General features: G+C 39.0%; 11 protein-coding genes. All 11 read right to left on the reverse strand.

Features of this window, described 5'->3' with window-relative positions; all coding sequences use genetic code 11:
- Positions 1 to 89: 89 nt before the first annotated feature.
- The 11 genes from QWY93_RS00730 to QWY93_RS00780 all read right to left on the reverse strand — a co-directional run bounded on the left by QWY93_RS00730 (position 90) and on the right by QWY93_RS00780 (position 13,592).
- Positions 90 to 1,301, reverse strand: coding sequence for a glycosyltransferase family protein (locus QWY93_RS00730; protein WP_290246280.1), 1,212 nt, complete (start codon positions 1,299 to 1,301; stop codon positions 90 to 92).
- 426 nt (positions 1,302 to 1,727) lie between these two features.
- Positions 1,728 to 2,018 (reverse strand): GIY-YIG nuclease family protein, encoded by a 291-nt coding sequence (locus QWY93_RS00735; RefSeq protein ID WP_290246281.1) that lies wholly within the window; start codon positions 2,016 to 2,018, stop codon positions 1,728 to 1,730.
- A gap of 545 nt (positions 2,019 to 2,563) precedes the next feature.
- The gene (locus QWY93_RS00740) at positions 2,564 to 3,631 is read right to left on the reverse strand and encodes a glycosyltransferase family 4 protein (protein WP_290246282.1); all 1,068 of its coding nucleotides are present in this window, start codon (positions 3,629 to 3,631) and stop codon (positions 2,564 to 2,566) included.
- A gap of 520 nt (positions 3,632 to 4,151) precedes the next feature.
- Positions 4,152 to 5,393: a hypothetical protein gene (locus tag QWY93_RS00745; RefSeq protein WP_290246283.1), complete on the reverse strand. Its 1,242-nt coding sequence runs from the start codon at positions 5,391 to 5,393 to the stop codon at positions 4,152 to 4,154.
- A gap of 1,018 nt (positions 5,394 to 6,411) precedes the next feature.
- Positions 6,412 to 7,725, reverse strand: a complete 1,314-nt coding sequence (locus tag QWY93_RS00750) for a glycosyltransferase (protein WP_290246284.1) — start codon at positions 7,723 to 7,725, stop codon at positions 6,412 to 6,414.
- 87 nt (positions 7,726 to 7,812) lie between these two features.
- Complete coding sequence (locus QWY93_RS00755) at positions 7,813 to 8,910, reverse strand: glycosyltransferase family 4 protein (protein ID WP_290246285.1); 1,098 nt, start codon at positions 8,908 to 8,910, stop codon at positions 7,813 to 7,815.
- Complete coding sequence (locus tag QWY93_RS00760) at positions 8,897 to 9,976, reverse strand: glycosyltransferase (RefSeq protein ID WP_290246286.1); 1,080 nt, start codon at positions 9,974 to 9,976, stop codon at positions 8,897 to 8,899. The genes QWY93_RS00755 and QWY93_RS00760 overlap by 14 nt, the downstream gene beginning before the upstream one ends.
- Before the next feature lie 40 nt (positions 9,977 to 10,016).
- Complete coding sequence (locus tag QWY93_RS00765) at positions 10,017 to 10,925, reverse strand: glycosyltransferase family 2 protein (RefSeq protein WP_290246287.1); 909 nt, start codon at positions 10,923 to 10,925, stop codon at positions 10,017 to 10,019.
- Positions 10,922 to 11,797 (reverse strand): glycosyltransferase family 2 protein, encoded by an 876-nt coding sequence (locus QWY93_RS00770; RefSeq protein WP_290246288.1) that lies wholly within the window; start codon positions 11,795 to 11,797, stop codon positions 10,922 to 10,924. The genes QWY93_RS00765 and QWY93_RS00770 overlap by 4 nt, the downstream gene beginning before the upstream one ends.
- A 14-nt stretch (positions 11,798 to 11,811) precedes the next feature.
- Positions 11,812 to 12,588 carry a glycosyltransferase gene (locus QWY93_RS00775; RefSeq protein ID WP_290246289.1) on the reverse strand — a complete coding sequence of 259 codons (777 nt, stop codon included), beginning with the start codon at positions 12,586 to 12,588 and terminating at the stop codon, positions 11,812 to 11,814.
- Entirely contained in the window at positions 12,585 to 13,592 is a 1,008-nt protein-coding gene (locus tag QWY93_RS00780; protein ID WP_290246290.1) for a glycosyltransferase family 2 protein, read from the reverse strand. The genes QWY93_RS00775 and QWY93_RS00780 overlap by 4 nt, the downstream gene beginning before the upstream one ends.
- Positions 13,593 to 13,595: the final 3 nt, after the last annotated feature.

The following is a 13,595-nucleotide window of genomic DNA, read 5'->3' on the forward strand; positions in this document are numbered from 1 at the left end:
CGGCAGGCAGGCTTCTTTTCTGGCCCTTCGTCTCCGCTCAGGGACCAGAAAAGAAGCAATGACGGAATTCGATGACATTCCCCTTAATCCTAAAATCCCTCCAAAGCCCTAAGGTAATCCGCTATACTTTTTTCCAAGGAAAAGTGCTCCATGGCAAAATCACGGATTCCTTCCTTTTCCATTTGAAAACCTTTTTTTGACCAGCATAGGGCTTTATCTACAAAACCTGCATCATTATGATCCAGAATATGGACAAAATCCAACCCATCCAAAAGATCTTCCACATCCCCTATTCCCCGGGAAACAATAGTAGGCAAGCCCATCATTAAATAATCCCCTAATTTAATGGGAGCAATTCCCTGCATACTTGGCTTTGGTTTACGGAGACAAAATGCCCTATCGGCAGCAGCAAGATAGGAAGGGACATCCTTTGCAGCAACACTTTTACAAATCACATGTTCTTGCCAGTTGGCTGATATTTTCCCTTTTACAAATTCCAATTGTGGGCTTAGGATTAAGAACATACTATTGGGGTTTTTCTGATAAAATGCAGTAAAAATTGCCCACATTTCCTCCCAGGCATATTGGGGGCCCAGACTGCCTTGGTAAACCCAAAGGGTAGTTTCTTCCTCCAGACCTAATGATTTCCTGATCTTTTCCCTTAACCCCTCTTGAAATGCCATTCCATTGGCATTCCTGCCATTGCTTACTTTATAAAACTTATTCCGGTAAGCATCGCCCAAATTTCCCAGGTGAAATTCAATGGCTTTTTGGCTTCGGGTCAATACCCTATTGGCGGTTTGAAGCTGCAATGTTTCCTGCTTCTTCAAAAGTTTATACTGAAAATCAGACTTTTTTAGCCCTGCAAAATCCAGGCGCTCCTCCAAAGGCAATCCATCAGCATCAAAAACAGTTTTAAATTTCCATTTTCTGAGCCAGGGCTTTAGCCGGTTGAGCATCCAGGCAGGCATGGTGCTCCGGGGCATCACCATATCTACCGGTTGGGTTTCCAGGTATTTTTTTAAAAAACGGGTTCCCCTTAACACCGTCAAATACGTTCCCAAAGCAGGGTGCGGATACCTTGCTATTCTGAAATGGGTGTAAACTATATCCAGTTTTGTTGATAAAACTTTAATTTCCCTGACCTTTTCCTTAGGAGCCCATGAAAATTGCAATACCTGGCAACGGTAATTGCCCCTTTCCTGTAAACCCGATAAAATAGGTAGAAAAAGGCTTTCCAGGTAACTGGTACGATCACTGTCCCAGGTGATGAATAGGAGTTGGGTGGGTTTAGTGTTCAATTTATATTGTATTATTTAACTGGTATGTAGTGGGCCCGCCTACAGTAAACGTCATTGCGAGGACGACCAGAAGGAGGACGCGGCAATCTCGTTCAGGACACGTCACTGCGAGGAGGAACGACGAAGCAGTCTCACTATTAAATGTGGATTGCCATGTCAAGCGAAGAAGTTAGGTTTCCCCAATTTGAGATTGCCTGCCTTCAGTAAACGTCACTGCGATCCGCCTCAGGCGGAGTGGCAGTCCCACCGTAGAAAACGAGATTGCCTCGCTAACCCTAAAGGGATTCGCTCGCAATGACGTTATTAGATAACAGTCCCGACTTCCTACACGTCACTGCGAGGACGGTCCCGATAGTTATCGGGAGAGGAACGTGGCAGTCTCATATTCAGAGGACAAAATCGAAATCCATTTCACCAATGATCAATTTAAAGTTCATCATATAAATCCTTCCATTCGGGATTGGATGAATTGATCAAATCCAACTTCTTTTGCCTACTTCCTGCTTTCAATTGTTTTTCCCTAGAAATTGCCTCCTCAATAGAATGAAAACTTTCAAAATATACCAATTTACTCAAGTGATATCTAAAAGAAAATGAGCTCTTGATTTCATTATTCTTATGTTGATAAACCCGACTTTCCAATTTGGCCGTAACACCTACATAAAGCGTTGTATTATTTTTGTTTGTCATTATATATATACAACCTCCTTTTTTCATGGTACTTGGGTTTTAAAAAATGTCATTGATGATTGCCTACCTAGGTCTAGTCTCCGGTAGGTGAGATTGCCTGCCTACCGCAGGCAGGCTTCGGGGCATTCAATGGTTTATTTTGAAAAAACAACTTTAGTATGCCCCTCGCAATGACGTAGGAGAATGACGGTCTCGGCTTCGTAAACGTCACTGCGAGGAGGATGCCGATAGTTATCGGGAGACGACCGCGGCAGTCTCATTTTCAGTAGACGAGATTGCCGCGCCCTTTTCTTGCCCTCAATCTATCGCAAAAGGGCTCACAATGACGTTGAAAAAAGACAGTCCCGACTTCGTACACGTCACTGCGAGGACGACCAGTGGGAGGACGAGGCAGTTTCGTTCAGGACATGTCACTGCGAGGAGGAACGACGAAGCAGTCTCTCTTTTAAATGGGGATGCCATTTCAAGCTAAGCGATTCCGTATCCTGAATACGAGATTGCTTCAGTCGGCTCATTCTTCACCTCCTTCGCAATGACGTTGGAGAATGGCAGTTCTGGCTTCGAAAATATCCCTAGGCTTCCCCACTTAATTCCACCATCCAACCTTGGATCTTTTCCCAGTTTTTTGCTAAAGTATAATCCTCCTCCACCATTTTTCTTCCCGCTTTTCCCATTTTTTGCCTTAAGGTTTTATCTTCCATTAATGTGGATAAGGCATCCACCCATTCCTCTTTGGAACCGGCCAAAAAACCATTAATCCCGGGTTGAACCACGGTTTTGTTCATCCCAATTGGGGATGCCACTACGGGCAAACCTGTGGCCATATACTGGATCAGTTTATAGGCACATTTTCCCTGTTCCCAAGGAGAATGTTTTAAGGGCATAATGCCTATATCCAAAGCTGATAAATAATCAGCCTCTTTTTGTTCCTCCCAAACCAATTTTTCTTCCTTGCCACTAAAGCCAACACCCTCCCCATTGGCAATAATGGTCAGGGAAAATCCATGCTTTTCTTTCAATTGCTCAAGTGCAGGAAGAATCCCTTTCAAATACCTTAAGGTTGTTGGAGAACCTATCCAACCGATTTTAATCTCCCTTTTTCCATTAAGGTGGGCCGGATCATAACGATTTAGGTCAACCGAGGTGGGTAAGATTTTAATATTTTTGGCACCGGCCACAGAAGCCCTTCGGGCCAAATAACTATTCCCCGCCCAAACCATGAAGCTGTTCTTCATTACTCTGTCAATTTTCTTCCCAAGCAATTTTCGAATCCTCGCTTGAGGGTGCTGATCATAATTGTGAAAGATCGCATCATCATAATCAACTATATAGCGGACTCCCATTCCCGCCCAAAACTTTTCCAACCAGGCCGGAAAAAAGGGAAACAATTCTTTTTCCAGGATCACCAAATCAAATTGTCTGGCCCTTAAGACCCAGCCAAACCTTCTCCAAAAGCATTTCCAAACATTTCCTTTGCTGATTTTTCTTTTATTATACAATTCCTCCAGGTAGATGTCATTAAAAAAAGGGGCTACTGTACATTGGTGGCCTGCCTTTTCCCAGAGGGGAATATACTGGTATGTTCTCAACCGACTGCTGGCGCCGGTCCTGGTATATTTGGGCAAAAAAAGGATTTTCAAATGGTTATTTGTTTTATGGTAATTGTTGAAGAAGCAGTCTCGACTTCGCTAACCGTCACTGCGATCCGCCACAGGCGGAGTGGCAGTCTCATATTAAGAACACGTCACTGCGAAGAGGAACGACGAAGCAGTCTCAGCTTAGTAGTCGAGATTGCCGCGCCCTTTTCCTGCCCTCACCCTAATGCAAAAGGGCTCGCAATGACGTTTTTAGATAACAGTCTCGACTTCGTACACGTCACTGCGAGGCGTTGCGGGGAATTGTGGGCAGGAAGCCGCGGCAGTCTCATATTTGGTAGACGAGATTGCTTCGGGGCACTCATCGGTTACTTTTAAAACAACACTTTTTTTTGCCCCTCGCAATGACGGATAAAATTGACAGTCACGTCACGTCACTGCGAGGAGGAGGAACGACGACAAAGCAGTCTCGACTTAGAAACACGAGATTGCTTCAGGGCATTCAACGGTTACTTTTAAAACAAAACCCTTTTTTGCCTCTCGCAATGACGGTATTTGATGCTAACTATTCCTTTCTAGCTGCTTCTTTCTGGGCAATAATTTCTTTACGCCGTTGATAATATCGCTGTTTCTCCAAATACTTCAGGTACCGGAGTTTTTTATTGTATACAATCAGGAAAAATATAAAGAGGACAAAATAAACCATCATCATATTCTTCATCCGCATAATAGCCCCTAAATTCCCTAAACTATTGGCAAAAGCCAAGGTTACAGGAATTAAAGTTACAAATCCCACTTTCAAAAAAACTGGCATATCCCTTAAAGCTTCAGGGGTCCAATTCCGGACAATAAAAAAACTTAACCATAAGTACAATGCGTTTTCAAAGGAGCTCAAAAAGGCCATAATGTTATGTGCATCAATAAAAATTGGTCGATACAAATAGGTAAAGATCCGCATAGGCAAGGAATAAGAAGAAATATCCACCCCAGAACCTACATTTCCTGAAGACAATAATCCCGCAGTTTTATCCGTCAATTCTTCCATCGACTCCAGAGAAAAATCTTCTATTTTTAAAAACTCCAAAGTACTTGAAGATAAATACACTGTAGCCACCATTGCAACAATTCCTAAAGTGAATTTATATTCTCTCCGGATTTCCGAACCTAAAATAATTGCAATTGCCGCCCCTCCAATTAAAGCCTGTCCCATATGGGGTCTGGCCATATAAACAAAAAATAAGGCAATAGCCCCTTGCCACCAACGGGTATTGTATTTTTGCACGGCAAACATAAACCAGGCAATTCCCCAAAAACATAAGGCATCCTTGCCCACTCCAGCCGACCAAAAATTAAAATTGGCCATATAAAAAATGGTGGGAAATAAAGGAATATTTAGAACTTTATGATTTGTAGGGAAATATTGGGCTGTCAAAACAAACAAATACCTTATTCCACAAAAGCCTAAAAAACCATATAAAATATTCCCTGTAATATAATTCAACCCCAAAATTCTACTGGGAAAATAATTTAACCATAAAATAAAGGTTGTACTTTCCCCAAAGTATTTCATCCATGTTTCTTCTCCTTTTATCAAGACCTGTTCCATCCCTAGCTTCCAATATCCTTGCGAATCCCCTCCAAAATTAAGAATGTACCAGGTAAAAAACAGGCTAAAAAAAAGATGGTAAAATAATAGATAGTGGAGATGGAGCTCGTATTTATTAGGAAGCCCGAATTTCCTTGCCATACTTATATTAGTACTGATCAAGGCAATAAGGCATACGATGATAACGATTAAGTCGAGCAAAATTTATGATTTATACCCCACCCTAACCCTCCCCTTTAGGGGAGGGCAATAAATCGGGAGTTTTTTAATTGGTTATGTTTTAATGCAATTTTGTAAATATAGGGAGACATTTCCAGCTTCGCCAATCGTCACGGCGAGTAAGAACGAGGAATCAGTCTCGAACTCGTTACCGTCACTGCGAGGACGACCAAAAGGAGGACGAAGCAGTCTCAACTTCAAAAGACGAGATTACTTCGCTCACCCTAAAGGGATTCACTCGTAATGACGTCCTTAAATTACAGTCCCCGCTTCGCTAATCGTTACTGCGAGGAGAAACTACGAAGCAGTCTCGAACTCGTTACCGTCACTGCGAGGACGACGCAGGAGGACGAAGCAGTCTCATATTCGAAAGGCGGGATTGCTTCGGGGCATTTAACGGTTCCTTTAAAGGAAACACCCTTTTTATGCCCCTCGCAATGACGGAATTCGATTGCAGTGACCGCTTCCCCATTCGTCACTGCTATTGAAGTAGTCCATGCTTCGGAAAACGAGATTGCTTCATTCCGTTTCTCTTCATTCGCAATGACGTCCTAAGGCGAGATTATTTCGCTCACCCTAAAGGGATTCACTCGTAATTACGTCCTATGATGACAGTCCCTGCTTCGCTACCCGTCACTGCGAGGAGGAGGAACGACGACGCGGCAGTCTTGTCTTCGGCAGGCGAGATTGCCGCGCCCTTTTCCTGCCCTTACCAAAGCGCACAAGGGCTCGCAATGACGTTGGAAGATGACAGGCAGGACTTCGCTACCCGTCACTGCAAGGAGGAACGACGAAGCAGTCTCAAATTCAGTAGACAAGATTGCCGCGCCCTTTTCCTGCCCTTACCCAAGCGCACTAGGGCTCGCAATGACGTTGGAAGATGACAGGCAGGCCTTTGCTACACGTCAATGCGAGGACGACCAGAGGGAGGACACGGCAGTCTCGACTTTGAAAACGTGATTGCTTCGGGGCATGCAACAATTTGTTACCAAGGGACGCCTCACTTATGCCCCTCGAAATGACGGATGATCCCCTTCTCCCTCAACAACTCCAAATACAATTCTTCCACCTCTCTCACATACCTTTCTGCGGAATAATGTTGCCTGGCCCTTTGATGGCCGGCTTCGCCCAATTTTTTTCGGAGCTCAGGTTGGTCAATTAGGATTTGTATTTTTTCGGCCAAATCTTTTGGGCTATATGGTGGAACCAAAAAGCCGGTTTCTCCATCCACCACCACATTTTGTAAGCCGCCTACCCTGGTGGCCACTACGGGCAAATGGTGCATCATCGCCTCTGCAGCTACCAGGCCAAAACCTTCGTTTGCGGAAGCCAAACAAAATATATCCATCAATTGATAATAGGGGGCTGTATATTCCTGAAATCCTACACTGATCAGTTGATCTTCAAGCTTCAACTCCCGGGCTTTTAATTTAATATTTTCTAAATCAGGTCCTTTCCCCACTAATAGGAATTTCAGTGAGGGATTATTTATGATTTTCATCGCCTCCAGGATATCCGAGAACCGCTTTACCTGGTCATAAACCCTGCCTATTGATCCCAGGATAATATCATTTCCGCAAATTCCTAAAGAAGCTTTTAAATGTGATAATTCGTTTTCCTTAACTTCTTTAATCTCCCCAACCCCATTATTAATCAGCATTAGTTTTTCATGGGAGACTTTTACTTTATCGTTTAAAAAAGAAACTACAGTTGGTGCAATCCCTATAACTTTATCAGCAACTTTTACCCAAATCCGTTGCAACCAAATGGCTTTCCTTGACCTTCTTTTCGGATCAGAAGTTTCTTCCAAGATAACCACCGGTACCTTTCCCAATTTCCCTCCAATGGCTGCCATACTCATTCCTTCAAAAATAGCCCCATGAATTATATGGGGTTTGAAGTCTCTTATTACCTGTCTTACCTTTTGATGTTTACTCCATTCAAAAGGATTTTTAAAACTCCCTATGGGAATCAGTTCCACCCCTTCTTTTTCCAATGCCTCAGCAATGGGGCCACCAGCCTTGGTACAAATGATTTTTAGTGCATATTTATCCTTATCCAATCCTTTGGCCAGGGTCAGCCGGGTTTGTTCCACTCCACCTGAGGAAATGGTTTCAATGCAGTGCAGGATACGGATTTTGTTTACCCCATCCCCAACCCTTCCCCTTGAGGGGAAGGGAGCGGATCTTGATTCTTTATGAGCATGATTTTGAGTATTAAGATTCAATTTTTCTATTTCCACCGTGGCATGTGTCCTCACATGACACTCAATTATAATATATCGCAATTCTTTCACCGTGGCATGTGTCTTCACAGGACACACGCATTTGATTATTTTGTTATTCCGGACTGTGGGGACACAGGCCAGGGAAAGGAGGAATAGCTCAACCTAATTTGCTTCCTATTTCCTCCTTTCCAATAATGAACTATATAATTCCTTCAAATCAGCAGCATATTTTTCAGGGGAGAAGCGCTTCAATGCTTCCTCTTTAGCTTTATTCCCAAGAACCTTCCTTTCTTCAAAAGGCATTTCGATCAATTGTTTCATTTTGGCTTCCAAATCATCGAGGTTATGGGGATCAACCAACCAACCTGTTATTCCATCTTCGATAATTTCAGATGGACCTCCCACCTTGGTTGCGATACAAGGAAGTCCGGCCATCATTGCTTCTACCAGTGAAATAGAAAAGCCTTCCGAAAAGGAAGGCAAAATAAATGCATCCGCACCAGAAAGTAATTCCGCAATATCATCTCTAAAACCTAAAAATTCGATTTTATTTGAAATATTTAAATCCCTGGTTAATCTCTTAAGCTTGCCTCTTTCAGTTCCCTCCCCTACTACTTTTAGATAAACACCTTTTTCAAAACCTGAGTTTATTCTTGCTATGACCTTAATTAAACCTTCCAAATTCTTTACAGGTACAAGCCGACAGGTAATGATAAAAGTAAAACCATTAGCAGCAGGTTTTGTTGACTCTTTAATTCCAGTATTGTCAATTGCTACCGGATTATAAACAACCGTTGTTTTCTCTCTATGGACCTCCTTCAAAGACACCAATTGATCAACCACCGATTGGGAAATTCCAATTACTTGATGAGCCCAGAGGTAGGTAAACCTAAAAATGTATTTCCAATAACTGTGGTGATTGGGAAAGCCAATTTCTTCACCTATACGGACTGGCACCCCTGCCAATCCTGCAGCAATTAAACCATGAAAATTGGCTTCTGCACCTGAAGTGTGTACTACATCAGGCTTGGATTTTTTTAAAAAGTGTGTTATCCTTTTAATTAATGAAACATTAGGTATTTTAACTGCCTGATCTAGAATGGTTATGTTGGCTCCCTTTTCTTTTAATTCTTCCGCTACCCTTCCTCCTGATCCTAATACCAATATTTCAAAGTCTATTGTTGAATCTATCCCATAACAGTGAAAGGTTAAATTCACTCTTTGCTCTACCCCTCCAAAATCTAATAAAGGAATTATTCTAATTATTTTCATTAATAACTTGAGTAAAAAGACCTATCCACTTTTCCATAATGGAGTTAGGTGAATACAGCCCTACTTTTTCTTTAGCATTGGTAATTAATTTTCTCCTCAAATCCTCATTTTCTATCACTTGGGCTATGCTTTGTGCCAGTTGCGTTATATCATTCATTTCGACAAGTATACCTTTTCCATTCTCAATTAATGTCAGTGGACCTGAAAATGTTTTGTAAGAAATTACAGCATTGTAAGTGTCAAAACCTTCCAAAATCATGATAGAAAAGCTTTCAGATTTGGAAGTAAGGACCATGATGGAGGATTCTAATAATTTCTTTTTAAATTCATTCGTGGCAGGAAAAATTTTTAAAGACGTACACTCAGGATGAATTAAGTTTCTGTAAAAATTAAGATCTTGGTTACTTCCTTGAATATAAAGGTGATATTCCCAATCCTTAAAGTCCGAATAGATTCTATTCCAAGCGTATATCTGATGGTCAAATTGTTTTAATTTTTCATTCCTTCCTCCCGAAATTATAATTTTCCTTTTTGTTAAATCATCGGAATTAAGTTCATTGAGGAAAATAAAATTTGGTATAACTTCAATGTTACTTAATCCATACTCAAACTTCTCTAAATCATTTAAGACTACAATTTTATTGTAAAGTTTATAAAATAGCTTTTTAAAAGGGAATGATTTTTGGATTATTTCAACGGAAGAAGCATGAATTTCTAAAATTTTGGGAATTTTATTTCCAATTAATGGAAGTATAAAAAAATCAACACTAGAAAGTAAACTGATACATAAATCAGGTCTAAATTTTTTAAAAACATCCTTTATGTATTTTATAAATGATATTCCATACAAAATCTTTTCATAAAAAGGCAAATCCTGATAGGTTCTATTCATATTAAAAATCTTCAACCTACCATCAAATCTTTCCTCATAATCAGAATGATGTTTTTTAACTACTACACAAATCTCATAATCTTTATTTAAAATGAGCCATTCAATCTTTTTATTGGTAATATTTGAGATTCCTCCTAATGCCGTTAGGCTATTTACTAAATATAGTAATCTCATCACTACAGAAATTTAATAGCAGGATTATATGCTAATTTTTTCACCTTTTCGATTCTTCTCCCTTTAACAATAAGAAAAACTCTTTCCAAGTACCCCAAATTATAGAAAGGTTTACAACTAATATTTGGGTGGACTCAAATGGGTTTACAGTTACAATTTTTTTCGTTGAAAAACGGAACCTCCTCCATGTAAAATTCAGCAAGAAAATAAAAAATTTAATTCTGGAATTCCTGAATTTCCTTTCATAAGTTCCTCCTAATAACCGGCGATATTTATATACAATTTCCTTAACCAAATGCCTGGAAGGGTGTCTGACAATTACATTTGGAGTAAATTTAATTTCATATTTAGTTGTAATTTTCTTTGACAACTCACTATCTCCATTGGACTTTATCCCTCTATTAAACCCATTAAATTCTTGAATTACAGAACAATAAGAAAACCAATTAGCTGTAATTGCATGTCCTTCTTTTGCATAAGCTTCTGTACTAAAACCAGTGTATTTTTCATACACTTCTGCAAAGGTCAATTTATCTGGTCTTTTATAAAATAAAGGTACAGGACCTGTCAATATGCCGATTTCCTTATTGGTATCTTTTGAAAAAATTTTCAGCGCATTACTCAACCAACTCGAATCAGGAAGGCAATCAGAGTCCGTAAAAGCAAGGATTTTTCCTTTAGATTCAGTAATTCCCTTGTTTCTCGCTGCATACGACCCTGGCGTGAATTCATCAACCAATTTTAAAGAATACTTCGCATTGAAGTTATCTGGCAATTTCAGTTGAATTTCCGGATCATTATTGACAATAATTACTTCATATAAATCAGAATCTAATTCTTGTTCCTGAAGTTTTTCCAATAATAGAATCAGCCTATCGTAATCCTTATAATAAGGAATGATAACACTTATTATCAACCTATTTATTTTTTTAATGAATGAAGTATTCATTGGTATTGATTAAAAAATAGCGTATAGATGCTTTTTTTTATTCTTTTTTCAATTTTGTAAAGATTCAAATAAAATTTATTAACAGTATTATCTATGGGTAAATCATAACTTTGAAAAAAAGTACCAAGAGCTCCTGAATATTGGTATTTCAAATAATTACTAAATATTCCTTTTTCAATTAAATACGCTCTGATTCTTTTTCTTAAGTTAATCCAGTTTCTACTGAACATTTCTTCGTATTGCTTGCCACGTGACAAGGAGCCTTCCGTTATGTGAATCTTTGTCAGATAATTGGGGTCAAATACCGGCATATGGCCACATGTCATTAAACGGAACATTAAATCATATTCTTCACTGGTCCTAAGTTTTTCATCAAAACCGCCCAATTCTTTTATTGCCAATCTATTGAATAAATTAGCACTGCTAATCCCAAGCTTTCCAACGATCAAGCCTCTCCATCCATCATCGTAGAATGATCTTTTAGTAACTCTCCCATCTGCATAGACATCCAATGAATTGGCGACAATAAAAGCTGAATCTTTCCTTACCAAAGACAACTGTGATTCAATTTTCCCTGGCATTAACTCATCATCCGCATCCAATACTTGTATCCAATCACCTGTGGCAAATTCAAGCCCCCTATTCCTGGTGGCTGCAAGTCCTTTATTTTTTCGGTCAACATGGGTAAGGACCTTAATTAGGTCATATTTTCGTTCTAATTCCAAAGCAAACTCATAGGTATTATCCAAAGAACCATCTTCAACAATAAAAATCTCCTTAACATAATTTTGGGAAACAGCGGATTTAACAGCTCTTTCCAAAAAACTAACTGCATTATACGCCGATATTATTATGGAAACACTTTTACTCACAGGATGTTTTTGATTTAAATACCTTTTTTATTGCTATGGCTTTTGTACCTATCATATAACCAGGTAAATTTATGGGCCATGAAATATTTCATAAAGTCAAGTGGAAAGGAATCCTTCCAAATACTTTTAGGATTGGAACTTATCCGGTCCAAAAATAAACGTAAAGCTTTTGAAAAATTTTTATCATGTAGGTGGCTCCATTCACTTTTCCAGCTATGATTCCATAGATGAATTGCATAGGTTTGGGGCTTTACAAATGGCCGGTAATCCCTTCCTTTTTGGGCAAATGGAAGAGGATAGAAAAATTCCTTTGGAAAAACCTTTACCCTACCTCTTTCCAAATTAGAGGTTAAGAAACTAGGAATATCCATTGGGGATTTAAAATCATATTTCATTTGTTTGTATTGGTTTAATAAATCTGCCAAGACAGAATTATTTTTGATTGATCCAATAATACCAGCAGAAATTAGCCCCTCCTTTTCCTCACCAAAAAAAAGATCAAACCCTATGAAATCATTAAGATCTTTTAATAGAAGCATATCCGTATCCAGATAAATTCCACCTTCTTTATATAGCGCATGAAGGCGACACACATCAGCGACAAAAGCATATTTCCCAAGGTTGTATGCCCCTAATGAAAATGAATATTTAGAATAATCGAAATTGTTCTCATTCCAAAGTTTTATTTCATAATCAGGCAAAACTTTTCTCCAAGTTTGAATACAATTCAGCTCTAGTATTGACATAGGCTTATTACCAAACCAACAATAATGGATAATCTTTGGAATCAATTCTTTATGATCTTTAAACTTATTAATACGCTCCTAAACCTTAGGAAATTATTTAAGCCCAACCATGCCCCTAACCAAATCAGATAAGGCTTAGATAAATCGTACCTCACCGTAGGTTTAAGAACTTTGATTCTTTCCAATGCCATCTGGGTCACAATTGGAACTTCCAATCCAGTAAATTTGATCAAGCGTTCGTAGTTCAATATGAGTATTTCTCTAACTTCCTTTGTATTTTTAATTGCAAGAATGTTTTGGTCCCCCAATTCATATGACCTAAACCAATCAATAAATGTTTGTAAAGTCCTTTGTTTGCTTAAATGACTTGAAACAGGCCTTCTGTAAAAAGCGTATACTGATTTATTAAACACTACCTTTTTACTATGCAATAAAACCCTCAACATAAACTCCCCATCCTGATTTTTATTTAAATCCTCTTTCCATAAACCCGACGCTATTATTGTGTTCCTACACATAAAATAAGCATGAGATGGAATAAATAAATTATTCTTGAAAAGCCATAAAATTAATTCAAAACCCTCTTTTGGATATCCCTCCAACCTTAAATCAATATCAGTAAAGCAATCTGAAAACCTATCATGGTTTTTGATATCAATAATAAATTCAAACCAATCCCAATTGGATATAGAAACACTATTCAATTTATTGCTTAATAGATCATTAAGTTGAGTTTGAACTTTATTTGGATGGATAACATCATCTGAATCCAACCATTGAATAAATTCCCCTTCTGATAGTTCAAATGCATAATTTCTAGCTACGCTCCCCCCCTTACTCCTATTTTCAGGTCTTTTAAAAATTTTTACTCTGGAATCCTTTTTGGCATATTCCTCCAAAATTTCCCATGATTGATCTGAACTATGATCATCCACAACGATACATTCCCAATTAGAATAGGTTTGATCAAGTACAGAATCCAAGGTTTCCTTGAGATAAAGGGCTTTATTATAGTTTGGGATTAAAATGGAGACTAGTGGACAATACATAAA

The sequence above is a fragment of the Echinicola jeungdonensis genome (assembly GCF_030409905.1).
GTDB classification, from domain to species: Bacteria; Bacteroidota; Bacteroidia; order Cytophagales; family Cyclobacteriaceae; genus Echinicola; species Echinicola jeungdonensis.

Bases quoted from the DNA above. Each gene is read 5' to 3' on its own strand.
- QWY93_RS00755 (WP_290246285.1), bottom strand. From the start codon at position 8,910: ATGAAAATAATTAGAATAATTCCTTTATTAGATTTTGGAGGGGTAGAG.
- QWY93_RS00760 (WP_290246286.1), bottom strand. From the start codon at position 9,976: ATGAGATTACTATATTTAGTAAATAGCCTAACGGCATTAGGAGGAATC.
- QWY93_RS00780 (WP_290246290.1), bottom strand. From the start codon at position 13,592: ATGTATTGTCCACTAGTCTCCATTTTAATCCCAAACTATAATAAAGCC.
- QWY93_RS00735 (WP_290246281.1), bottom strand. From the start codon at position 2,018: ATGAAAAAAGGAGGTTGTATATATATAATGACAAACAAAAATAATACA.
- QWY93_RS00765 (WP_290246287.1), bottom strand. From the start codon at position 10,925: ATGAATACTTCATTCATTAAAAAAATAAATAGGTTGATAATAAGTGTT.